This window comes from Acinetobacter sp. YH12096 (assembly GCF_013419215.1).
Lineage (GTDB): Bacteria > Pseudomonadota > Gammaproteobacteria > Pseudomonadales > Moraxellaceae > Acinetobacter > Acinetobacter amyesii.
Genome location: NZ_VPAM01000002.1, coordinates 19,883 through 42,794, shown reverse-complemented (window position 1 = coordinate 42,794; position 22,912 = coordinate 19,883). Strand labels below are relative to the sequence as shown.

Annotated in this window: 21 protein-coding genes; 12 read left to right on the top strand and 9 right to left on the bottom strand. The window is 42.4% G+C overall.

The features are described from left to right. Positions 1 to 246 precede the first annotated feature (246 nt). Together FTU36_RS01345 and tusA are read right to left on the bottom strand one after the other, a co-directional pair. On the bottom strand, positions 247 to 2,994 hold the full coding sequence (locus FTU36_RS01345; RefSeq protein ID WP_180116664.1) for a type VI secretion system Vgr family protein: 2,748 nt from the start codon (positions 2,992 to 2,994) through the stop codon (positions 247 to 249). Between the two features lie 133 nt (positions 2,995 to 3,127). Then, a complete protein-coding gene (tusA, locus tag FTU36_RS01340) occupies positions 3,128 to 3,385 on the bottom strand; it encodes a sulfurtransferase TusA (protein WP_078189780.1) in 258 nt (85 codons plus the stop codon). Between the two features lie 200 nt (positions 3,386 to 3,585). On the opposite strand from tusA, the gene FTU36_RS01335 reads away from it, so the two are divergent. Both FTU36_RS01335 and lnt read left to right on the top strand, forming a co-directional pair. After that, the gene (locus FTU36_RS01335) at positions 3,586 to 4,425 is read left to right on the top strand and encodes an HlyC/CorC family transporter (protein WP_078189781.1); all 840 of its coding nucleotides are present in this window, start codon (positions 3,586 to 3,588) and stop codon (positions 4,423 to 4,425) included. Beyond that, the gene (gene lnt / locus FTU36_RS01330; protein ID WP_180116663.1) at positions 4,422 to 5,981 is read left to right on the top strand and encodes an apolipoprotein N-acyltransferase; all 1,560 of its coding nucleotides are present in this window, start codon (positions 4,422 to 4,424) and stop codon (positions 5,979 to 5,981) included. Before FTU36_RS01335 ends, lnt begins: the two co-directional genes overlap by 4 nt. An 84-nt stretch (positions 5,982 to 6,065) precedes the next feature. On the opposite strand, the gene FTU36_RS01325 is transcribed toward lnt, so the two are convergent. The 4 genes from FTU36_RS01325 to gspF form a co-directional block, all read right to left on the bottom strand. Then, entirely contained in the window at positions 6,066 to 6,404 is a 339-nt protein-coding gene (locus tag FTU36_RS01325) for a tRNA-binding protein (protein WP_180042366.1), read from the bottom strand. Positions 6,405 to 6,654: 250 nt separating this feature from the next. Beyond that, positions 6,655 to 6,990, bottom strand: a complete 336-nt coding sequence (locus tag FTU36_RS01320; protein ID WP_078192809.1) for a hypothetical protein — start codon at positions 6,988 to 6,990, stop codon at positions 6,655 to 6,657. Positions 6,991 to 7,273: 283 nt separating this feature from the next. Further along, positions 7,274 to 7,711 carry a type II secretion system major pseudopilin GspG gene (gene gspG, locus FTU36_RS01315; RefSeq protein WP_078189784.1) on the bottom strand — a complete coding sequence of 146 codons (438 nt, stop codon included), beginning with the start codon at positions 7,709 to 7,711 and terminating at the stop codon, positions 7,274 to 7,276. A gap of 36 nt (positions 7,712 to 7,747) precedes the next feature. Beyond that, a complete protein-coding gene (gene gspF, locus FTU36_RS01310; protein ID WP_078189785.1) occupies positions 7,748 to 8,953 on the bottom strand; it encodes a type II secretion system inner membrane protein GspF in 1,206 nt (401 codons plus the stop codon). Between the two features lie 150 nt (positions 8,954 to 9,103). Between gspF and FTU36_RS01305 the strand changes: the two genes are divergently transcribed. The 10 genes from FTU36_RS01305 (at position 9,104) to FTU36_RS01260 (ending at position 18,625) form a co-directional block, all read left to right on the top strand. Further along, positions 9,104 to 11,326: a primosomal protein N' gene (locus tag FTU36_RS01305; RefSeq protein WP_180116662.1), complete on the top strand. Its 2,223-nt coding sequence runs from the start codon at positions 9,104 to 9,106 to the stop codon at positions 11,324 to 11,326. A gap of 78 nt (positions 11,327 to 11,404) precedes the next feature. Continuing rightward, positions 11,405 to 13,246, top strand: a complete 1,842-nt coding sequence (locus tag FTU36_RS01300) for a monovalent cation:proton antiporter-2 (CPA2) family protein (protein WP_180116661.1) — start codon at positions 11,405 to 11,407, stop codon at positions 13,244 to 13,246. A gap of 50 nt (positions 13,247 to 13,296) precedes the next feature. Next, positions 13,297 to 14,172 carry an Hsp33 family molecular chaperone HslO gene (gene hslO / locus FTU36_RS01295; protein WP_180116660.1) on the top strand — a complete coding sequence of 292 codons (876 nt, stop codon included), beginning with the start codon at positions 13,297 to 13,299 and terminating at the stop codon, positions 14,170 to 14,172. A gap of 246 nt (positions 14,173 to 14,418) precedes the next feature. Beyond that, the gene (locus FTU36_RS01290; protein WP_373686227.1) at positions 14,419 to 14,871 is read left to right on the top strand and encodes a DUF2147 domain-containing protein; all 453 of its coding nucleotides are present in this window, start codon (positions 14,419 to 14,421) and stop codon (positions 14,869 to 14,871) included. Between the two features lie 284 nt (positions 14,872 to 15,155). Then, positions 15,156 to 15,620, top strand: a complete 465-nt coding sequence (locus FTU36_RS01285) for a DUF2147 domain-containing protein (RefSeq protein ID WP_168377964.1) — start codon at positions 15,156 to 15,158, stop codon at positions 15,618 to 15,620. A gap of 188 nt (positions 15,621 to 15,808) precedes the next feature. Next, positions 15,809 to 16,273, top strand: a complete 465-nt coding sequence (locus tag FTU36_RS01280; protein WP_078192815.1) for a DUF2147 domain-containing protein — start codon at positions 15,809 to 15,811, stop codon at positions 16,271 to 16,273. A gap of 141 nt (positions 16,274 to 16,414) precedes the next feature. After that, positions 16,415 to 17,377, top strand: coding sequence for a DnaJ C-terminal domain-containing protein (locus FTU36_RS01275; protein ID WP_180116666.1), 963 nt, complete (start codon positions 16,415 to 16,417; stop codon positions 17,375 to 17,377). Positions 17,378 to 17,387: 10 nt separating this feature from the next. Beyond that, a complete protein-coding gene (locus FTU36_RS01270; protein ID WP_078189792.1) occupies positions 17,388 to 17,726 on the top strand; it encodes a chaperone modulator CbpM in 339 nt (112 codons plus the stop codon). A gap of 69 nt (positions 17,727 to 17,795) precedes the next feature. Further along, positions 17,796 to 18,059 carry a YdcH family protein gene (locus FTU36_RS01265; protein WP_180002890.1) on the top strand — a complete coding sequence of 88 codons (264 nt, stop codon included), beginning with the start codon at positions 17,796 to 17,798 and terminating at the stop codon, positions 18,057 to 18,059. Positions 18,060 to 18,226: 167 nt separating this feature from the next. Beyond that, positions 18,227 to 18,625, top strand: coding sequence for a hypothetical protein (locus tag FTU36_RS01260; RefSeq protein WP_180116659.1), 399 nt, complete (start codon positions 18,227 to 18,229; stop codon positions 18,623 to 18,625). Here FTU36_RS01260 and FTU36_RS01255 read toward each other — a convergent pair. The 3 genes from FTU36_RS01255 to rpsO all read right to left on the bottom strand — a co-directional run bounded on the left by FTU36_RS01255 (position 18,535) and on the right by rpsO (position 22,572). Then, positions 18,535 to 19,803 (bottom strand): magnesium transporter CorA family protein, encoded by a 1,269-nt coding sequence (locus tag FTU36_RS01255; RefSeq protein WP_180041037.1) that lies wholly within the window; start codon positions 19,801 to 19,803, stop codon positions 18,535 to 18,537. The two genes, FTU36_RS01260 and FTU36_RS01255, sit on opposite strands and share 91 nt — an antisense overlap. 138 nt (positions 19,804 to 19,941) lie before the next feature. Next, positions 19,942 to 22,029 (bottom strand): polyribonucleotide nucleotidyltransferase, encoded by a 2,088-nt coding sequence (gene pnp, locus FTU36_RS01250; RefSeq protein WP_171262611.1) that lies wholly within the window; start codon positions 22,027 to 22,029, stop codon positions 19,942 to 19,944. 273 nt (positions 22,030 to 22,302) lie between these two features. Continuing rightward, on the bottom strand, positions 22,303 to 22,572 hold the full coding sequence (rpsO, locus tag FTU36_RS01245; RefSeq protein ID WP_005007057.1) for a 30S ribosomal protein S15: 270 nt from the start codon (positions 22,570 to 22,572) through the stop codon (positions 22,303 to 22,305). Between the last annotated feature and the right edge of the window lie 340 nt (positions 22,573 to 22,912).

Sequence of the window (22,912 nt, the reverse complement as noted above, 5' to 3'; positions counted from 1 at the left end):
AATCAATAATCAATAATCAATAATCAATAATCAATAATCAATAATCAATAATCAATAATCAATAATCAATAATCAATAATCAATAATCAATAATCAATAATCAATAATCAATAATCAATAATCAATAACCAATAATCAATAACCAATAATCAATAATCAATAATCAATAATCAATAATCAATAATCAATAGATACCTCTTTCAAACATAAAAAACTAAATTTAATTTATAAAAGCTACTAAGTAAATTAAAGTTCTAAAAAGACTTTAATATCTTCTGCGGACTCTGTGTAAAAAATTTCAGTGTAGCCTTCTTTATTCGTTCTACCTTTTTTTGTTCGCCCATTTTTAAACTTTGCCAGATAACCTACATTTTTATATGGCTGACCATTATCATCAGTAAATTTAAATTGTGCATTATATCTTGAACTATCAGGCATGAATGGGAAGTTAGAAATATCAACTCTCTCCCCTCCCACAAACTTATGCTGCCCCGCCTTCACCTCAAACTTTCCAGCCGTAGTAGGCAATACACCCGCACTGCTGATTTCGATTTGACTACCACCTGCTGTCAGTACTATTTTCTTACTCGCTTTAATTTCGACTGTATCTTCAGTGGAAATAATTTGAATACCTTTTCGTGCAATCAGATCCGCCCCATCTCCTTGCGCTTGGATTTCAACTTTGCCTTTACCAGCATAAGCTCTTAAGCCTTCTTGTGCTGCAAATAGACTGATCTTGTTTTGTGCATGGGCAATCAAGGATTTTTGGCTACTGAGGTTGATGCTATCGCCTGCACTTTGGCTGATCTGCCCATCCGCTGAAAGATGAATATCTTCCTGACTACTCACAGCAATGGAGTTTGGTGCAGATAAAATCATTAAGGCTTGTTTAAAGGCATCAGCTTTTTCTTTACTGCCTTTTTCGATTTGGCCAAGGAAGTTTTTCAGATTATCTAAGACTTCAAGCGGGTCAGTTTGCTGGTTTTTCGCCACTTCACTTAAGGCTTTACTGCTGTTTAAGTTGGCTTCGATTTGTTCTTTCGCCGCTTGTGCGTCGAGGTGCATTGCTGCTGCTTGTTGTTGTGGGTGTGTACTAACAAGTAGCCCCTGTCCTGCACGCACCGCGCCCCATTGGTCGGTTCTCAGTTCAAAACCTTCGCCTCTTCCCTCACTTTCTGCGGTTTCTTTGGGATGACTGAGGTTCCCTAGGTTGAGCTGAGTGGCGCCATGGGTACTTTGTAATTGTGTTGAGATTTGTCCAGTCGTGTCATCAAAGCGAAGTTGTCCAAAGCCTTCACCTTGGACTTCCTTACTTTTTATTCCAGCCAGTTTTTTGGTGTCTGGCAGTTTGCCTTTACTATCAAATTGGGTTGGACTGCGCTGTGCTTCATGTATACGCCCCACCACAAATGGTCGGTCGATATTACCGTCAAAAAAATCAATGACTACAATTTCATTAATCCGCGGTAAGAATCGTGCGCCATAGCCTTCACCTGCCCATGGAGTCAGTACATCGACCCATGCAGAGTCCGTATCATTATCATTGCTGCCTGCACCGCCATCATGGCTGTGGTCATCACCACGGGTAAATAAGAAGCGGACTTTGATACGCCCCCATTCATCGACATGTATTTCTTCACCGCTTGGCCCAACGACTTTGGCGCGTTGCGGATGGGTGCTTGGACGGTGTTCGAGTGGGTTATATTCAGGAACGGTCGCAATATTGCGGCGTTGCAATGTGAGCTGATTGGCCTGACGCTCGGCCTGTTCATGGATGGGTTTAATATTCCACTGGCTTTGTTCAATCAGTTGATTGACCTGTTCAGTGAGATCTTTGGGTAAGTTATTTTGGTTATAGAATTTCTTTTCTGTAATTAAAAATTGTTTGTCTGCACCACTATGTTGATCAATTTCAGGGTGTTCATTCAGTTCAAACCAATAACCCACTTGGGTATCACGCACGGTCGATTGTGCATTGAATTTTTTTGATTGTAGCTCGTGATAGCGCGTTAGGTTTTGATTCAGTTTTTCAATTTGGCTATTGGATGAAGCGGTAGCTTGGTCTTCGCCTTTTAAGTCTTGCATCCATGCAGGGCTGATATGCCATGCTTGTTCCAAACTTAAGCTAGCATTGTCTTGGCTTTGGCTATGCTGATGTTTACTTTGAACTGAACCTGCGCCTTCTTCTTGGCTGAGTCCATCGGCTTGCCAGCGCTGCACATGGACCGCAGTCGGTTGAATGCTACGCTCACCGATCAAGCTGGTGATGCTGTCTTGTTTTTCTGTGGCGCTAGAGCGATGAAAGCGGATGCTACGACGGCTGAGTGCTTGATATTGGCTATTGTCATCAATCAGGCGAAGTTTTTGTTTTTCAATTGGCGCTGAGGAATGTGGTGCTTTCAGCTGCGCTTCATCGATGAGCCAATTGATGCCTTCACTGCGCCAAAGACGCGTTAAAAAGTCATAATCGCTTTCATTCGACTGCATGATGAAAGGTCGTACATCATAGTTCTGACTTAAACCGCTTAGATCTAGCGTTAGACTGGCAGCAAAGAGCGGACTTTTGCTTTGCCATTCTTTAAAGAGAGTCTCACTGACTTCGCGCACCGATTTGTTCATAAACACACGACTGTTGCGGCGTTTATGCCATAGCGACGTTGCGTCTTCTAGAGTGAGTTTATATAGGGTGAGTGAACCGTCACTCTGGCCTTGGGTGGCTTCGGTAATAATACCCGTGGTACGGAAGAGTTCGCCCTGATCGGTCACTTGATCAACGGCGACCTGTGCGCCAATAAATTGTTTTAGTGGAATAAGTGCATTAGTAGATAGGCAAATCAAAGTCGCTTGCAGGCCTTGGTTTAAGACATGCTCTCCATCAATACGTTGAATAAAAAGCTCATCATTCAACGCAGGGTTGGAAAATTGCACATGAATGGCACGTTTTTGGGCAGATAAGCCTAATTTTTCAAGTATAAGAGCAATCGAATTTAACATTTTAAAAGTCTGTTTTTTAAACTTTGTATAATTATGCTGCGAATGATATAGGCTAGCCATCAGACTTGACCAGCCTATTTTATTAATAAAAATGTAACATCTTAATAATTATTATTTTTTACAATCTCTTAAATTAACCTTTCTGAACCAAATAATGGAATTCTTTATTCCCATTTTCATCAAGACGTTCTTCTTGAAGCAAAAGCTCATGACCTAAATGCATACAAAATTTCGGAATATCCCAAGAGGTCGAATTATCTGTTGCAAAAACCTCAACAATATCACCCGATTTTGATTTACGAATGGCTTGATGCAACATCATCACAGGCTCAGGGCAACGTAAGCCACGGGTGTTTAATTGAATTGATGGGGGCACAGAAGGCTCAGACATTAGAAAACTCAGTATTAAAATCTAGGGCTATTTTAGCATAATCCTAACGACCGAATGTTAGCTTGAAAAATGCAGATGATAACGTCTTAAAATGACTTGATCGCTCATCATCTAGATCAACATTAACAATAGACAACTGTATTTTCTACGGTATGATAAAATCATCATTTATTAGATATTAAGAGTCTTTAGGAAAGATCATGCAAGAGGAATCCGGCCCGTCGTGGGGCATGCGCGGCTTACGTAAATGGCTGGGCACTGCACCAGAAACCCGTGACGAACTGTTGAAATTGGTACAAGATTCACGTCGCTTCTTAGAACCCGATACAGTTGCCATGCTCGAAGGGGTACTCGACTTACCTGCAACTAAAATCCGCGAGGTGATGACCCCCCGTACTGCGATGATCAGCTTACAAGAAGATGATGAGCTATTAGATATTTTGCATGTACTTGTTGAATCAGCACACTCACGTTTCCCTGTCTTTTCCTCAGACCAGCCTGACAATGTCGTCGGTATTCTCTTGGCCAAAGATTTGTTGCCATTTTTGACAGAACCGACCACCAAAGTCGATATTCGTGCATTAATGCGTCAACCCTTATTTGTACCCGAGAGCGCACGCTCTGACCAAGTTTTACGTATGTTAAAAAATACCCAAACCCATATCGCTGTAGTGATTGATGAATATGGCACAACTTCAGGCTTAGTCACTTTAGAGGACATTCTTGAAGAAATTGTGGGTGAAATTGAAGATGAACACGACAAAGTCGATGAAGAAGCTCAATTTATCATTCCAGATGAAGACCCACTAAGTGCAAATACATGGTTGGTTCAAGCACTTACACCAATTGAACACTTTAACAATCTTTTAGATGCTGATTTTTCAGATGATGAAGTAGAAACTGTGGGCGGCTTACTGCTACAAGAAATGGGCTTGGTCAGTGATTTACAAGGTCAAGTGATTGAACTTGAAAACTGGGAATTTACCATTTTGGAGGCAGATGCACGTACTATTCATCTGATCCGAGCTGTCCGTAAATGAGAACCTACTTTGATAAGCTGCTAAACCACTCAGAACAAAAAAAACAGCTACCTTTCATCTATCCTTTGCTGATTGCATTATTTTCAGGTGCCATCTTCAGCTTGTCGCTGGCACCTTATCATTATTGGTGGTTGGCAATTTTATCTCCAGCCATTCTGTATGCCTGCCTAAGTCAACGTGCACCTAAACAATCGTTTTTCATTGGTCTAGCGTATGGCTTTGGCTTATGGTTTGTTGGGGCTTTTTGGCTCTATACCTCGATCCATGTCTATGGTGATACCAATTCAGCACTGAGTGTTTTGATGATTGCCATTATGGCGATTGTGATGGGCCTGTTTACCGCAGTTCAGAGTTGGCTCTACCGCCGCTTCTTTCCAGAAACCCCACTGACCTTTGCGCCACTGTGGGTGTTTTTCGAGTGGAGTAAAACTTGGGTCTTTACCGGTTTTCCATGGCTGTTTGCAGGTTATGCCTTTACTGAACGATTCCTCGATGGCTATGCGCCATTATTCGGGATCTTTGGGGTATCTTTTGCGGTCATTGTATTGGCCTGTGCCTTGGTTGAAATCCTACGTAAACGCATCTTCTGGATTGTTCCATCTGCCCTTGTTTTGCTCGGCGCCTGGGGTGCAGGGCAACTACAATTTGTTCAGCCTAAAAATGAAAAACCGCTGAGTGTTTCCTTAATTCAAGGCAATATTCCACAAGATTTAAAATGGTTAACAGAATACCAAGCTCAAACCTTAATGAAGTATGCGTCATTAAGTCGGACCGAATGGGGCCGTGATGTCATTGTTTGGCCAGAATCCTCCATTCCAATGTTCCAAACCGATATTGAGCCGTTTTTGGATGCGATGAAAGTCCAAGCCAATAAAACAGGTACGGCTTGGGTGACAGGTATCCCCTATTGGGACTTGGCAGAATCACAGCAAAACCAACACCCTATGTATTACAACACCATCATGGCAACTGGTGATGAATCTTCTGGTCTATACAAGAAGCAACGTCTAGTACCCTTTGGTGAATACATTCCGCTTTCAGGGATGTTAAGTTGGGTACTACCTGCCCTACAAAATGACCCGTCGATGAGTGGCTTTTCACGTGGCGCAAACAACCAAAAGCCTTTAAATGTCAAAGGTCATGATTTAGGTGCGGCGATTTGCTATGAAGTGGCTTATCCCAACTTAACGCGCCGTAATGCTAGTCAAAGTGACTACCTAGTGACTATTTCCAATGACGCATGGTTTACTGGAACAGCGAGCCCGCATCAGCACCTACAAATGGTTCAAATGCGTGCCAAAGAAAATGGCCGTTGGTTTATCCGTGCAACCAATACTGGCATTACCGCCTTTATTGATCATAATGGCCACATTGTGAAACAAGCACCGATGGATAAAGATGCGGTACTGCGTGGTGATTTACCTGCCATGCAAGGCGAGACACTTTACACTCGCTTAAGTGATTGGCCTGTGTTGTTTTTCTCATTCTTGTTGTTGATTCTCGGTTGGATTTATCGCCCGCGTAAAGTTGATATTTCTTTTAAATCACGCCGTTAATTCCGCTACAAAAGATCAAAAAAACCGAGCTTTGGCTCGGTTTTTTATTGATAAACTTTCAGGGTGCCAGTTCACCCTACTTTTTCAAAGTAACTTGGTGCCTAGGGGAATCTCTGTATCAGGCACACAAAGAGCAACATGCCCCTCTGCATTATGAAAGCCTGTGACCAAACACTCTGACTGGATCGGACCAATTTGTTTTTTTGGAAAATTCACGACGGCAACGACCAATTTTCCCAATAGATTTTCCGGCTGATATAGCTGTGTAATTTGCGCACTGGATTTTTTAATGCCCAGTTCCTCTCCAAAATCCACATGGAGAATGTACGCGGGTTTACGTGCTTGCTCAAAGACTTCAGCCTGCACAATTTTCCCCACACGTAATTCAACTTTCAAAAAATCTTGCCAATCGATCTGTTGCATTTTTCCCTCTTTCTTTTCTTTGTTGTACTTCATCCAACTATCTAAGATCTGATATGTAAAGATTATAAAAATTTCATTCAGGCTGACCATATGTGAAACAGACATTCGATGCGTCAAAACGGACAAAGCAAGGTTATGTTAGAGCGCGTACCATGTAGAAGTATGCACTGATGTACGCTACGAACTGTTCATTAACACGAGACATAAAAAAACTGGAGCAAGCTCCAGTTTTGAAGGTTTAATTTTGGGGTTATAACTGCGTAACTAAATAGGAAAGCATGGCAGCTAAAGATACCATTGGAATATATCGATAAAGACGAACAACCAGTTGTTCGATGGCAGATGCATGTTCTTGTTTTAAATTTGCCACAGTCGCTTTTAATGCAGACCAAAAACTTAAAGCCAGTAATGAACTCATTAAGCTCATGGCAAAGAAGCCCACCATAATTTGGCTACTGCCCTCAGTGCTTTGCCATAAATACACAATGCCTTGACTGATCGGCAGAATACTTAAAATCAAAAGAACAGATTTCAGCATAGACCAATGAAATTGGTTAATTTCATCCGTTAATAATAATGCTTTCATGCTATCCTCCATGGCTAAAAAAGTACCATAAAAGATATTATGCGCGGTTTTATTTAAATGAAAAGCCTATATTTATTCATATTTTGCGATTATTGTAATCAATAAAATTGGGAATAATTCTTATTATAAATATCACATATTTTGCATTATGTAATTTAAATTAAATTCAATAACTTAATATTAATTTTATAATTAAGATTTATTATCACTTCACTCAATATTGAAACACCCTATTAAGTGAAGTGATTAATTCCATTAAAACTGAATTTATAATTATTCTCAGTTAGTGTTTATAGTAAATATCAGCATCATTTTCTTCACCACCAGACTGACCGTCCGCACCAAATGAATAAAGATCATAAGGACGGCCTTCAGAACCGGGAATCACATATTGAATGTCATTGTCCCAACTGTCTTTTGGATAGCCACCTTTGATGTAGCCACCTGGCAACCAGTTTTTAGCAGACTCAGGTTTAGTGACCAAAGCATTTAATCCGCCGTCTTGCATTGAAGGGAATTTACCATTGTCCATTTTGTATTGATCTAATGAGCCAGCGACACTTTTTAAAGTAATCGCCGTAGTATCGACTTTGGCTTTTTCACCACGGCCCATCACGTTCGGTACAATCAGCGCTGCCAAAACACCTAAAATGACAATGACCACCATCACTTCAATTAAAGTAAAACCTTGTTGCTTCATATTTTTTGTCTTCACTTGCATGTTACAAATCTCTGTTCACATCATTGTTCGAATGTCTTAAATCATATTATTCATATTCACGATTGGCAGCATCACAGCAATCACGATCACCAGTACAATGCTCGCCATAAATACCAACATCAGCGGTTCAAGCAACGCCAATAAAGTTGAAATTAAAGTCGTCACTTCTCGGTCTTGCATCGTCGACGCACGTTCGAGCATCCGATCTAATTCGCCTGAACTTTCACCACTTTTGATCATTTGTACCATCATCGGTGGGAAATAACCACTTCGCTCAAGCTGTGTTGCTAAATTACCACCTTCTGTTACTTTCTCTGCCGCAAGGTTGACCGAATCTCGAATCACCCAATTATTACTGACCGCTGCGCCAATTTTTAAAGCATCGACCAAAGGCACGCCAGACTTGGTTAAAATCGACAAGGTACTGGCAAAACGAGCGGCATTAATGCCTTTAGACAGTTTGGAAAATAACGGTAATTTCAAGGTCAATCGGTCAAAGGCATAATGTCCCGCCGCTGTTCTGAGGAATCGAACCAAGAGAAAAATCGAAACTACGCTACCGACCAATAAAAATGGCCAGGCCATTCGAATAAAATCACTGGCTTTCATTAAAGCGACCGTTATCCACGGCAAGGCATCTTTGCTTTGGTCAAAGGTTTTGACAATATCTGGGACCACATAGGTCATGAGTCCCATCACAATACCGAAAGACATTAACATCAGGATGATGGGATAAATCATCGCACCCTGCACTTTTTTTTGCATGGCGAAGCGGTTTTCGGTGTAATCAGCAAGTTGGTCGAGAATGAGATCGAGATGACCTGAACGCTCACCTGCTGCAATCGTGGCAATATACAGTTCAGGAAAGCGTCCCGCTTGTTGTAGTGCGTTGGCTAAAGAATGTCCTTCCAAAACTTTAGAACGCACCGACATCAACAGGTTTTGCACATGGGCTTTTTCGTTTTGTTTTCCCACAGCACGAATCGCTTCTTCTAATGGTATTGCAGCGGCAACCAAAACTGAAAGTTGGCGAGTCAATAAAGCCAAGTCATAGGCATTCAGCCCTTTTTGAAACCAGCGCTGCTGCGCGTGTTTGTCTTTTTGCTCTATCGGATCGACAGCAACTGGAATGAGTGACTGATCTCTGAGCTGTTGACGAATTTGACGCGCAGAATCACCCTCAAGTACACCCTTCTGCTGCTTCCCTGAAGCGTCTATGGCAGTAAACTGATATGCAGGCATTGTAATGCTCTAATTTTCCAAAATTTCTATCAGCGCAGTTGCGTCTGACCATCAAAATCATTCATATTCTTAGATATAAAATATGAGCTCACTCTAACACAACTCCTTTACGATCACGACGAAATTTAATCAGGAACTTATCCACGTTTTATGGCAAATTCAGCGAGCATTGCAACACCTATTTACCGCGTTCGAGTCGCCGTTCCGGTATATTTATACGACTGCTTCGATTACAGCTTAAACCAAGAGCAATACCAACAAGCTGAAGTAGGTGTACGCGTTGCTGTATCTTTTGGTCGGCAAAATTTGACCGGTATCATCGTGGAAAAAATTGCTCCCGATGCACCACTCGATTCAAGATTTAAACTCAAGGCCATTACCGAACTTCTTGATGATCGTGCCATTTTAGATGAGAAAGTTTTAAATTTATTGACATGGTCTGCACAGTATTACCAATTTCCGATTGGTGAAGTGATGCAAAGTGCCCTTCCGACGCTGTTACGCCAAGGAAAGCCCTATAATTTATTGGCACGGACATGGAATCTGATTGACCATAATGCTGAAGCCAAAATTAAACGTTCAGAGCGTCAACAAGAGGCGTATAAAATACTAAAATTACATCCCACAGGCACAGGTGAAAATCTTTTAAATTTGTCAGGTGTGGAAACCGCGACACTCAAAGCATTAGAGAAAAAAGGCATCTGCCAATGTGTCTTGGCGGAACAGGACTTTAGCCCGATGCCCATGAGCATGGCGCAAATGCCACTCACTGCAAATCCTGAGCAAAAGAAAGCCATTGATCGGGTGTTAAAGGCGCGTAATCAATATCAGGCATTTTTACTTGATGGTCTGACCGGCAGCGGTAAAACCGAAGTCTATTTACAAATCATGCAAGAGGTTCTTAAGCAAGGCAAACAGGTCTTGGTTTTGGTACCTGAAATTGGACTCACCCCACAGACCATTAGCCGTTTCCAATCACGTTTTCATTGCAATATTGCCCTACTACATTCGGGGTTGAACGATTCAAAACGTATGCAAGCTTGGCAAGCGGCGCAAACGGGCAAGGCGTCTATTATCTTAGGCACGCGTTCTGCGATTTATACGCCACTGCCTAATTTGGGTTTGATTGTGATTGATGAAGAGCATGATCTGTCCTTTAAACAACAAGAAGGCTTTCGCTATCACGCTCGGGATGTCGCACTTTACCGTGGGCATCTGGAACAATGCCCTGTCATTTTAGGTTCTGCCACGCCTAGTATCGAGTGCTATGCACTGGCGAAACAAGGCAAAATGACCGTACTGGAATTGAACCAACGTGCGGGCACTGCGGTCATGCCGAAAATGCACATCCTTGATCTGAAAGTGGCACAGAAACAGCATGGAATCAGCCAATTATTAATTGGTGAAATCCGTAAGCGCCTTGAAAAAAAAGAACAAGTGTTAGTGTTCTTAAACCGTCGTGGATATGCCCCGGTTTTAATTTGTGAAAGCTGTGCATGGCAGGCCAAATGTCCGCACTGTGATGCCAATTTCACGGTACACCGCACACCCTATCAACACCTACATTGTCACCACTGCAGCACCATTCACCGTATGCCAGAGCATTGTCCACAGTGTAATCACCAAGAACTGAAATCCGTGGGTATGGGTACAGCGAAGGTTGAAGAAAGCCTAAATGAGCTATTTCCGCAGCATGACGTTATACGGGTCGATCGTGATTCCACCAGTCGAGTCGGCAGTTGGCAAAAAATCTATGACAAGATTCAAAAAAGCGAACCTGCCATTTTACTCGGTACACAAATGCTGGCCAAAGGACATCATTTCCCTTACGTCACCTTGGTGGCGATTTTAGATATCGATTCAGGTCTACTGAGTGTGGACTTCCGTGCCATCGAGCGTACTGCACAGCTCATTGTACAAGTCACTGGGCGTGCCGGCCGTGGTGAACGTAAAGGCGATGTGTTTTTACAAACCCTAAGACCCGACCATCCGCTTTTGAATATCTTGGTCAATGAGGACTATCGAAAATTTGCCAAAGAAACCATGAAAGAACGGGAAATGGCACAAATGCCACCGTTTCGCTATGCCGCATTGGTGCGCTGTGAGTCCAAAAACCAAGAACTCAATACTGAATTTTTACAGCAACATGCCCAATTGCTGCGTCAGGACTCTGCTGGAATTATTGACATTTGGGGGCCGATTCCTGCCCCGATGGAGCGCAAAGCGGGACGTTATCAATCCCACATGGTTTTACTGTCTACAGATCGTGCGCGCTTACATTATTATCTGCGTTATTGGTGGCAAAACATCTTGCATAACAAGCCATCAAATATGAAATTGAGCCTCGATATAGACCCACAGGAACTCAGTTAAACGCGTACAATTCAGTCTGAAAAATCAGTCATACTGAATTGCAACTTTCGACCAAAAATACCACTCTAGGACGAGTAAATGTCACTACTGTTACAGATCACAATTTTCCTTGGCGCATCCTTATTGCTTGTCCCTTTGCTCAAGCGCTTTGGTATTGCAACGGTATTGGGATATCTGTTCACCGGTATTTTGCTCGGCCCCGATGTCTTTAACATTGCCAGTGATCCCGAAGCGATCCAAGAGCTCGCTGAATTTGGCGTGATCTTACTGATGTTCCTGATCGGACTCGAACTTCGTCCACAGCGGCTATGGAGCATGCGTAGTTCTATTTTCGGCATGGGCAGTTTACAAGTCGGTCTGACCGGTCTGCTTTTAGCGCTAGGCAGTTTTTTTGCCTTACAACAAGGCATTGCAGCCAGTATCGTTATCGGTTTCGCTCTGGCACTCTCCTCTACTGCCTTTGTCTTGCAGATGCTGAGTGAAAAACAGCAATTAAACACCACCTATGGGCAACAATCCTTTTCGATTTTGCTGTTTCAAGATATGGCCGCAATTCCCCTGATTGCAGTCATCCCCCTGCTCGCAGGAACAGAATCATCACATCACGGAATCGCCTATTTCGCTGCAATCATTGCAACTTTTTCAGGCTTATTTTTATTTAGTCGATACTTAATGCGGCCTTTTTTCCGTTTCGTTGCGAAAAGTGGCGCGCATGAACTGATCACTGCTGTTGGCTTATTTATTGTGCTGGGTGTCGTGGTGTTGATGGATGTACTGGGCATCAGTACCACACTCGGAGCATTTCTGACCGGCGTGCTATTGGCAGACTCGGAATTCCGCCATGAACTCGAAGCCAGTATTGCTCCGTTTAAAGGGCTTTTACTTGGTTTGTTCTTTATGACCGTGGGCATGACCACAGAACTGTCATTATTCGTTGAAATGCCGTGGTTCATTATCGGTGGTGCATTGGCACTGATGCTCATCAAAATGGCGTCACTTACGGCGATTGCGCGTTATCTTAAAAATTCATGGCGCAACAGTATTTTACTGGCGACCTGTTTGGCTCAAGGCGGTGAATTTGCCTTTGTGGTCTTTAGTGTGGCGAAAAGTGAAAATGTCGTACAGCAAGCCATTTTGGAGCCATTAACCCTCATCGTCACTTTGTCGATGGTGTTGACCCCTATGTTGTACTGGTTAATACAATCACAAATTTTGCCACGTTTTAATCCAAAAACCATCCCCGAATATGACGACATTCCGGATGAACATAATCCTGTGATTATTGCGGGCTTTGGACGTTTTGGACAAATCATTGCTCGTGTGGCGCATTTACAGCATTTGTCTTTTACCGCTATTGATAGCAACTTAGACAAAGTCGATTTCGTACGTAATTATGGTGGTCATCTATATTATGGCGATGCCACACAACCAGATATTTTACGCGCTGCGGGCATTGAACATGCCAAAGTGTTCGTCCTTGCCATAGATGATATTGAAGACTCGATGAACGTGGCGCGTCATATTCACCTGAATTACCCTCAGTTAAAATTATTGGTCCGTGCGCGTGACCGTCATCAGGTGCATCTGCTGCGTGATTTGGGGATTGAGCATATTTGGCGTGAAACCTATTTATCGTCTTTAGGAATGGCCTATCACATGCTGTGCGACTTAGGCATCAGCGATGAAGATGCCTATAAAAGTATCGAATTGTTCCGTGATTATGATGAAAAACTGCTGACTCAACAGCAGCAAATCTATACCGATGAACAAAAAATTTATGAAACGCATCGTAACGCTTTAGCTGAACTGGAACATTTGTTTGAAAGCGATGCGCAAGCCCTTGAAAAACCTACAGGTGTTGATTTACAACGCAGCTTACAACGTCATCGTATTGATGTCACAAGAGATGATAATGAATGACTTGTGTTTTACAATATCGTCACCATTAAAGCAGGGTTATGGAGAATTTTATGTCAGATTTACGCCAACGCTTTTTTATTGAAGATAGCCCTGTTCGTGGAGAAGTGGTTCATCTTGAAGAAGCCCTACAAACGATTCTTGCACAGCGTGACTATGCACCTGCTGTACAAATTCTCTTGGGTGAAATGCTCAGCGCGACTGCCTTGTTGGCCAGCACCTTAAAAATTAAAGGTCGTATTAGCTTACAAATTCAGGCTGCAGGCACTTTTAAATGGGCAATGGCGGAATGTAATCATCTCGGTGAAGTTCGCGCACTTGCAGATTATGAAGAAGACCCGCACTTTCAAACCGCTGAAGACAGCAGCACGGTACTCAAAGCCTTGGTAAACCCAGTACTTTTCATTAATATCGAGCCTGAATTTGGTGAGCGTTATCAAGGGATTGTACCTTTAGACAAACCGACTTTAGCGGGTTGCTTGATGCAATATTATGATCTATCTGCACAGATCCCAACACGCATCGTCTTAGCAAGCAGCAACAGCCGTTCAGGTGGTTTACTGATCCAGTTATTGCCTCGTAACAACGAAGAAGAACAACGCCGTGTCGATGAAGACCTATGGCCACGTTTAACCATGCTGACTGAGACATTAAAAGCAGAAGAGTTAACGTCTTTATCCGCAAATGAAATCTTATATCGTTTATATAACGAAGAAGAAGTTCGTCTTCCTGAAACTGAGGCCTTAAAATTTGGCTGTACATGTTCAAAAGAACGCTGTGCGACAGCACTTGAACAAATCGGTGTTGCTGCAGTTCGTGAAACCTTAGAGTTTCAAAACCCAATTGAAATGGACTGCCAATTCTGTAATACAAAATATACCTTTACGGCAGAAGAAGCTTTATCCCTTTTTGGTCAACACCTTAGCTAAATCATTGCATGATTAAAAGCCTAAATCTAAGCATCCTTCGGGGTGCTTTTTTATTGTCCCGATAAAATTTAGACCTACTACTTTCTTCCGCTTAGTCGAATGGTTTCGAGCTTTAGAACCTCAACATGATCAACTGTATTTGCGATCAAATTTTTTTCGAGTAGAATCGCGCCAGAAATAAAGTCAAAAAAACCAACAAAGCTTTATTTTTTAATAGAAAAATAATGTAAAAAAACTGGATAAAATATGAAACTCAAAACACTCACTATTGCTTTAGCCATGTTCTGCTTTGGCCCAATGACAGCACATGCAGCAGACCTCGTCGGGACCTGGAAAACCATAGATGACAAAACAGGCTATGCCCGTGCTGAAGTCCAAATCACCAAATTAAAAGACGGCAGCTATAGCGGTAAAATCACCAAAGTACATGCCATCCCTAACCGCCCTGTCACCACGATTTGTGAAAAATGCGAAGGTAAACTCAAAAATGCACCCTTAATTGGTTTACCGATATTCTCTGGCTTCAAACATAATGCAAAAGAGAATGCGTACACCGATGGCAAGGTGATCGACCCACTTTCAGGCAATACTTATCAAGGTAAAGGGCAATTGAATGCGCGCGGCAATGTCCTGACACTTCGAGGTTATGTTGGAACCACGCTTCTCGGCCGGACGGTATCTTGGATCCGCGTCAACTAAAGTCGCCATTTGGCTTTCATTGGCATGATGAACTCAACTCCAGACGAGTTCATCATGCCGATAATAATCTACTTTGAGATGAATTCCGACTATTTTACTAGTGCGTAGACGTTCAGCATAAACCTCATTTAGCGCCAACTCGTTCATGTTTTGGCTCAAAATATAAATACCAATTCTTAAAAAATCACTAGAATATTCATATTATTTCAGGCTACATTAAACCCATAATATTTTTATGCCTTTAAGTTTTAGGCATCCGCTTTTTGTGTAATGTGGGTAATTATATGGCTGTTAAATTCCTCCCTTCTATCCTGTTCGGCATGTTCTCCATCTGCAGTTTATCCTCTGCTTTTGCAGCGATTGACCCCTTAGTGGGGACATGGAAAACCATTGATGATCGAACAGGATATTCCCTTGCCGATGTGGTGATTCGTAAAGATAAGCATGACCTGTATTCGGCCACCATTATCCAAAGCCGAAGCGTACCCGGAACAGCAAATGTTTCGACATGCACGCAATGCACCGGTGCTCAGAAAAATAAACCCATGGTCGGTTTAACCACTTTAAGCGGCTTAAGCGCTGATCCAGAAAAGCCCAATGAATTTGTGGGTGGAGTGATGCTCGATCCCAAATCAGGCAAGCACTACAATGCACGCGCTCGTTTGATGAATAATGGCAAGCATTTGATCATCAATGGTCGTACTGAAGGCTCTGCAATTGGACGCAATGTCACTTGGGTCAAAAACTAAGCACTAGGCCTTTAAATCATTAAAGGCCTTTTTTAACTTAAAATTTAGAGTAAAAACTCCATATTAAAGCAGCGTTTTAAGAAATTCCGCCAAATACATCACAAACTATCACATTGATTTTGTAGGACTTTATAGATAAATTAGGCAACTTACTCTAAAAACACAATTCTGAATTTTCAGGGGATGAAATGAAAAAAATATATCAACAATTATTTGCCGGAATACTACTTAGCACTTTGTCAGGATTATCAATCGCTGCGGAAACCGATCCGCTAGTGGGGAAGTGGAAAACCGTCGATGACCGTACAGGATATTCGCGTGCAGACGTTGAAATTCGCAAAAAAGCCGATGGAAGCTATGAAGGCATCATTGTCACCACACGCAATGTCCCTGGCACTGAAAAAATGGGCGTCTGCTCGAACTGCCCAGGTGAATTGAAAAATAAACCTTTTATCGGCTTGCCATTTATTTGGGACTTTAAACAAGATCCAAAAAATCCACGTGAATTCCAAAACGGTAAAGTTCTGGACCCGATTGGTGGAAAAATCTATAAAGGCAAAGCAAGACTTAGTGCTTCAGGAAAACATTTAACTATACGTGGGTATGTTGGTGTATCTGTGATTGGTCGTAGTGTCACTTGGATAAAATATTAATTTTAAATGTGTTTTTAAAAGCCTCCTCGTGAGGCTTTTTTATTGTCATATTTTGAAACAATAAGCTGCAGTTTGCCCCTATGACAGTTTGATGAACCCTTCTATATTGATTTAAACATGATCAATATTTATACAGAGAGTATGCCAGACAATCACTATCAAACTTTAGGGATCGCCCGAGATGCTTCGGCAGATCAAATCAAAAAAGCCTATCGAAAATTGGCGCGTAAATATCACCCTGACGTCAGTAAAGAGGCTGATGCTGAAGCGCGTATGCAAGCGATTAATGTTGCATACGACACCTTGAGTGATGCCGAAAAGAAAAAACAATACGATTTTGAACTCGATCATCCTCAAGGATTTGCTGGGTTTAATGCTGGCAACCAAGGTGGTTTTGACCAATCTCAGTTTTATCGCCAATCGACGAGTGATGGTCAGCATGCGGACTTTAGTGGATTTGAAGACTTGTTTGGTCGTTTTGGGCAAGGCTTTGGTGGCGGTGACTATCAGTATCAACGTGCAAACCGCCAAACCAAGAGCTTCCGTGGTGAAGACCAACACGCCAGTTTAGAAGTGGATTTAGAAATCGCATTTCATGGTGCAACGCAGAATATCACCTTGCAGATTCCGAGCTTAAATGCCCATGGTGAGCCTGAAGTTCAACGTAAAACCCTACAAGTCAAAATTCCTGCAGGCATGAAATCAGGTCAACAAATTCGACTCTCGGGCCAAGGGCAAGCTGGCTATAACGGTGGAGCTGCTGGTAATTTATACATTGAATTTTTGTATAAACAAACCGAGCAAACCCGTGTAGAAGGTGCTGATATTTTCCAACAACTGAATATCAGTCCTTGGGAAGCAGCATTGGGTCAAAAAATTGCATTTACCAGTCCTGATGGCAAAACATTAGAGCTACAGATTCCTAAAAATGCGCGTACTGGACAGCAGCTACGATTAAAGGACAAAGGGATACCAAACAAAACACCCGGACAGCTTTACCTGGTTTTAAATATAGTGATACCAGCTGCACAAACAGAACAAGAGCAACAAGCTTATGCGGCTTTTGCTCAAGCTTTTCCGTCATTTAATCCACGACAGTCTTAAGGAGAGCACCATGACAACAATTCATTATCGTGAAATTGTCTGTGACGGATGTAAACAGACTGAAATCGTAGACGAAAAAAGTAGTTTTGATCTACAACACTTTGCCTCTGCCTGTGGGCAAAGTCCAGAATGGGTTCTGCAACTACTCGAATACGATATTCTGCCTAGCCGTTCAGAAGACAGGATTCATCAATTTTTTGGCGATGATATATCTCGCGCACGGCGTGCCTATCGGCTTCAACGAGATTTCGATGCCAGTTTTACTGCGGTCGCCATGATGCTCGACCTGATTGATGAAGTCCAACAACTACGTCGCCAAGTGAAACACCAACAGCTTCATTCGCACTAAATGTATTCGTGAACGCTCTGTCCTGCAGGGCGTTTTTCTTTTTTCTTGTAGAGGAAATGATCGACAACCATGAAAACACGAGATTGCAATAAAAAAGTCAAAAACATGTTTCCTGAGTACCGTGATTTGGTCACTCAGTTACGTGATGAAAATCCGCATTTTGCGCGGATCTTTGAAGAACATGATGAGTTGGATCGCGAAATCATTCAATTGGAATTAGATCCTGTTAATCACTACAACACGGATATTGAGACCATTAAGCGTAAGAAATTAAAGCTAAAAGATGAAATTTATCGCTTACTGAAAAGTAATGAAAATGATGATATATCTTGAGATATCGACTCGTATAGGGGAATTTTCATGATGCATGTCGTTCGCAGTACAACCTACGAGGCTACGCAATTGAATTGCTAGGACCATAAGGATCGGTCAAATCGCGTTGTACTGCAGATTTTTAAAACAAAATTTAAAAACAATAAAATCATGACAAAGGATTCATCATGCACATGCATCATGTGCTATTTGGGGCATTACTCAGTTTCAGCGGTCTGCTGCATGCCAGTGATATGACCGGTGTTTGGAAAACAATTGATGACCAAACAGGATATTCACGCGGCGATGTCACCGTCGTCAAAAACGCTGACGGGACGTATAGTGGAACACTTACTGCAATACGCCCAATGCCGTACAAGCCCTTGGTCGAAGTGTGCTTAAAACGCAAAGGCAAACTCAAATATGCACCCTTGGTGAGTCTCGAAGTTATCAAAGGATTTAAAGCAGACCCATCCATCAGAGAAGCTAACGCGAACTATTTGAGTTTCGTCAGCTTCTCAATTTCTTTCATAGTTTTAACCGTACCTTTGACTGTGCCCTTCACCGTTTGTTTAATTGGTTCATAATCCATAAACCAAAACAAATTCATGTGTTGATCGCCATGTTGCTGTGCCAGCATATCAATCACACTTTTTTCGCCACGCCCCACCAAATGCCGTCGATAAAAATAATACAGCAGTAAAATCGTGGTAATCAACATGATACCAAGCATGATCCAAAAACCGGTTGGCGATTTGAGTCCGGGAATAAACTCAAAGTTCATACCGTATATACCAGTTAATAAGGTTAATGGTGCGAAAATCGCCGTAATAATCGCTAAAATACGCATATTTTCATTGGTTTGGTTGGCAACGGCTGAAAAATGCAGATCAATGGCGGCCTGCACGGCACTGCGTAATCGTGTGGTGTGTTTTTGAATGCGTTCGATATGGCTAGTTAAATCATCTACGCGAACCAGCATGATATCCTGCTTTTCACTGCGCTTTTTGCCTTTCAAATGCGGGTAATTATCCACAACTTCATCACGCAGTTCTTGCAAGGCTTCAATTTGCTCTTCACACAAGTTTTCCACTTGCTGAAAGGCCATATTTTCCTGCAACAGTTGATGCCACTTGGTAAACCGTCGATGCCCTTGTAATAACTCTTGCTGCCAAAACTCGACACGGCGCGTCAAAGGAACACGTAAATCCAAGTATCCATCCACCATATTATTCAGTAAGCGCAATGCCAAATCTAAGGGCGTCATGGCTAATTTTCGTGGTTTATTTTGTTCATCAATCGGACGAGAAATTAAGGTTTCAATCCGCTGGATATAACTTTCAATGGCTTTGTTGCCCTTTTCACGAACCGTAATCAGCACTTGGGGCGTGAGCAAAAAACTGATCGGGGTAGTCGCCAAACCAAAGACCCGCTCATGCTTTTCAAGCGCGTCGGCGCCTGCAACAATTTGGTCATCGGGGGTGACCATTTTTCTAAAAATTAATAAATCGTAATCATCGAGTGTGTCAAAGGCACACGGATGCTCTAGATTTAAAATATCCCACAGATGATATTCATTGACCCGTAGATCACACGCCTGAATAATCTCACGCTGCCATTGCTCAGGGCGGTTAACGACATCTTCACGGGTACAATCAATCCAAATAAACTCAGGCTCAAGTTCAGGATGATGCTCACATTGCACTTGGTCTTGCACATAGATATGCGCGGCTGTTGGATGCTGAAAAAAATAATAGGTTTGCATATCTCATTTATTATTGTGTTTACTTTTTGCATGATGCCATAAAAAAAGCCTTGAGCAAGTCAAAGTTCATACTCTGACTGCACTCAAGGCTTTTTAGAATCCATTCACAGAGCCGAAACCCTGTGAATCAACAAACCATTAAGCTTGTTCGATGTCTTTCATGGTTAATTTGATACGACCGCGGTTGTCGACATCAGCAACTTGTACTTTGATCTCTTGACCTTCAGATAATACGTCTGAAACGTTCGCAATGCGTTCGTTAGAAATTTGAGAGATGTGAAGTAAGCCATCAGTACCTGGAAGGATGTTTACAAACGCACCAAATTCAACGATACGAATCACTTTACCAGTGTAGATTGTACCTGGTTCGATTTCAGCAGTAAGCGCTTGGATTTTCGCAACAGCAGCAGAAGCAGCCGCTTTAGTTTCACCAAATACGCGAACTGTACCGTTATCTTCGATATCGATTGCTGCTTTAGTTTCTTCAGTGATCGCACGAATCGTTGCGCCACCTTTACCAATCACATCACGGATCTTATCAGGGTTGATGTTGATCACTTGGAATGTAGGCGCGTGCATAGAGATTTCAGGACGAGCGCGTGAAATTACTTGGTTCATTGCATTTAAGATGTGCATACGACCTGCATACGCTTGGTTCAATGCAACTTCCATGATCTCTTCAGTAATACCTTCGATCTTGATGTCCATTTGAAGTGCAGTAATACCGTTTGCAGAACCTGCTACTTTAAAGTCCATGTCGCCAAGGTGGTCTTCGTCACCCAAGATGTCAGAAAGAACTGCGAAACGCTCGCCTTCTTTGACTAGACCCATTGCGATACCCGCAACTGGCGCTTTAAGTGGAACACCTGCGTCCATAAGTGATAGAGAAGCACCACATACAGAAGCCATTGAAGATGAACCGTTAGATTCAGTGATGTCCGATACGATACGGATCACGTACGGGAAGCGGTCAGCTGCTGGAAGTACAGCTTGTACACCACGACGCGCTAAACGACCGTGACCGATTTCACGACGTTTAGGACCAGATTCACGACCAGTTTCACCTACAGAGTATGCAGGGAAGTTGTAGTGCAACATGAAGTTGTCAGTTTTCGTACCCGCTAATGTATCTACCATTAACGCATCACGTGTATTACCCAAAGTTGTTGTTACCAACGCCTGAGTTTCACCACGTGTGAATAATGCAGAACCGTGAGCACGGTCTAACACGCCAACTTGTACGTCAAGCGCACGAACTGTTTTAGTATCACGGCCATCAATACGTGGTTTACCTGACAAGATGTTGTCACGTACTGTACGGTATTTCAGGTCTTCGAATAATTCAGCTAAGTCGTCAGCGATACCGTCAACGTCTTCTTCTGGAACAAATTGAGCAACAGCTTCAGCTTGAAGCGCATCAAGTGCTGCATAACGATCGTGTTTAACAGCGATTGTGTATGCTTCAGAGATTTTCGCTTCAAACGCTTCTTTTAATTTTGCACGAAGGTCTTCGTTTTTCGCAGGTGCAGTCCAAGTAGACTCTGTTGCACCAGCAGCCGCAGCAAATTCTTTAATCGCTTGGATCGCGATTTGCATTTCGTCATGACCGAACAATACAGCGCCAAGCATTTGGTCTTCAGAAAGTTCTTTCGCTTCTGATTCAACCATCAATACTGCAGATTCTGTACCTGCAACCACAAGGTCAAGGTCAGATTCTTTAAGCTGTTCGTGGTTCGGGTTAAGGATGTATTCACCGTTGATTAAACCAACGCGCGCACCACCGATTGGACCACGGAAAGGCGTACCCGCAATTGCAAGTGCAGCAGATGTACCTAACATTGCAGCAATGTCAGCATCCATCGTTTTGTCAGAAGAAATCACAGTCGCAGTCACTTGGATTTCGTTGTAGTAACCTTCTGGGAACAACGGACGGATTGGACGGTCGATTAAGCGTGAAATAAGAGTTTCAGCTTCAGACGCGCGGCCTTCACGTTTACCGTAACCGCCCGGGATACGACCTGCAGCATATTGTTTTTCTTGGTAGTTAACAGTCAATGGGAAGAAGTCTTGACCTGCTTTAGCTGTTGGTTGAGCAACAACGGCAACAAGAACTTGTACACCACCCATAGTGATGATTACAGTGTTCGCTTGACGCGCAACACGACCTGTTTCTAGGACAACTTGATGCTGACCGTATTGGAATTCTTTACGAATAATATTAAACATCGACATGTTTTATTTTTTCCTGATTTTATTCTAGTGGAGACCCCTAAGGTTTGGCATTCACTCAACGCCCCAAACGCTGCAACATAAATGACAAAGCTTAGAAGCCGACCTCACTAGATATTAAAAACATTAATTAAAAATACTAATTTGAGACACAAAGAAGGAGCGAATCAACGCCCCTTCCCCATTATCCAACCAAGGTTGGATAGACTTTAGTTTTCAGTAATACAGCACTAAGCATGCAATAGTCCGAAAATAAAAGTTTAAATCGAATTAACGACGTAAACCTAAAGCAGCAATCAATGCGCTGTAACGAGTAGCGTCTTTACCTTTAAGGTAGTCAAGAAGCTTACGACGTTGGTTAACCATACGGATAAGACCGCGACGGCTATGGTGGTCGTGTTTGTGCTCTTTGAAGTGACCTTGTAAATCATTGATTTGAGCAGTTAAAAGAGCTACTTGAACTTCTGGTGAACCAGTGTCGTTTTCAGCGCGAGCGAATTTTGCAACGATCTCTGCGCGATCTGCGTTTGTTAAAGCCATTCGATTTCTCCGAGATGCTTATAAAGTTAACTTTTGATACGAATCAACTGATAAATCAGCTGACTGCCGTGCATCACTACAGCAAGTGCATTATATTAAGGGAAAATCGTCCCAATTGCAAAAAGAGATGGCCGACTTCGTCAGGTTTTCATGACGATAATAGCGCCTTTTTTTTCACATCGATTCCATTATAAATTTTTTATATGTTTCGATACTTTATGCGACACAAAACCGCATATTTCTAACATGTTGAATGCGATGTCATTGAATGAATTTTAAACTGATTTTTTGATATATTTTGCCACTCGATGTTTAGCATGCAAAACTCAAAGTGGAATGA

Bases quoted from the DNA above. Each gene is read 5' to 3' on its own strand.
- FTU36_RS01265 (WP_180002890.1), top strand. From the start codon at position 17,796: ATGAAAACACGAGATTGCAATAAAAAAGTCAAAAACATGTTTCCTGAG.
- FTU36_RS01275 (WP_180116666.1), top strand. From the start codon at position 16,415: ATGCCAGACAATCACTATCAAACTTTAGGGATCGCCCGAGATGCTTCG.
- FTU36_RS01290 (WP_373686227.1), top strand. From the start codon at position 14,419: ATGAAACTCAAAACACTCACTATTGCTTTAGCCATGTTCTGCTTTGGC.
- tusA (WP_078189780.1), bottom strand. From the start codon at position 3,385: ATGTCTGAGCCTTCTGTGCCCCCATCAATTCAATTAAACACCCGTGGC.
- FTU36_RS01280 (WP_078192815.1), top strand. From the start codon at position 15,809: ATGAAAAAAATATATCAACAATTATTTGCCGGAATACTACTTAGCACT.
- FTU36_RS01285 (WP_168377964.1), top strand. From the start codon at position 15,156: ATGGCTGTTAAATTCCTCCCTTCTATCCTGTTCGGCATGTTCTCCATC.
- FTU36_RS01335 (WP_078189781.1), top strand. From the start codon at position 3,586: ATGCAAGAGGAATCCGGCCCGTCGTGGGGCATGCGCGGCTTACGTAAA.
- FTU36_RS01305 (WP_180116662.1), top strand. From the start codon at position 9,104: ATGGCAAATTCAGCGAGCATTGCAACACCTATTTACCGCGTTCGAGTC.
- FTU36_RS01300 (WP_180116661.1), top strand. From the start codon at position 11,405: ATGTCACTACTGTTACAGATCACAATTTTCCTTGGCGCATCCTTATTG.
- pnp (WP_171262611.1), bottom strand. From the start codon at position 22,029: ATGTTTAATATTATTCGTAAAGAATTCCAATACGGTCAGCATCAAGTT.
- lnt (WP_180116663.1), top strand. From the start codon at position 4,422: ATGAGAACCTACTTTGATAAGCTGCTAAACCACTCAGAACAAAAAAAA.
- rpsO (WP_005007057.1), bottom strand. From the start codon at position 22,572: ATGGCTTTAACAAACGCAGATCGCGCAGAGATCGTTGCAAAATTCGCT.
- FTU36_RS01255 (WP_180041037.1), bottom strand. From the start codon at position 19,803: ATGCAAACCTATTATTTTTTTCAGCATCCAACAGCCGCGCATATCTAT.
- FTU36_RS01325 (WP_180042366.1), bottom strand. From the start codon at position 6,404: ATGCAACAGATCGATTGGCAAGATTTTTTGAAAGTTGAATTACGTGTG.
- hslO (WP_180116660.1), top strand. From the start codon at position 13,297: ATGTCAGATTTACGCCAACGCTTTTTTATTGAAGATAGCCCTGTTCGT.
- FTU36_RS01320 (WP_078192809.1), bottom strand. From the start codon at position 6,990: ATGAAAGCATTATTATTAACGGATGAAATTAACCAATTTCATTGGTCT.
- FTU36_RS01260 (WP_180116659.1), top strand. From the start codon at position 18,227: ATGCACATGCATCATGTGCTATTTGGGGCATTACTCAGTTTCAGCGGT.
- gspG (WP_078189784.1), bottom strand. From the start codon at position 7,711: ATGCAAGTGAAGACAAAAAATATGAAGCAACAAGGTTTTACTTTAATT.
- FTU36_RS01345 (WP_180116664.1), bottom strand. From the start codon at position 2,994: ATGTTAAATTCGATTGCTCTTATACTTGAAAAATTAGGCTTATCTGCC.
- gspF (WP_078189785.1), bottom strand. From the start codon at position 8,953: ATGCCTGCATATCAGTTTACTGCCATAGACGCTTCAGGGAAGCAGCAG.
- FTU36_RS01270 (WP_078189792.1), top strand. From the start codon at position 17,388: ATGACAACAATTCATTATCGTGAAATTGTCTGTGACGGATGTAAACAG.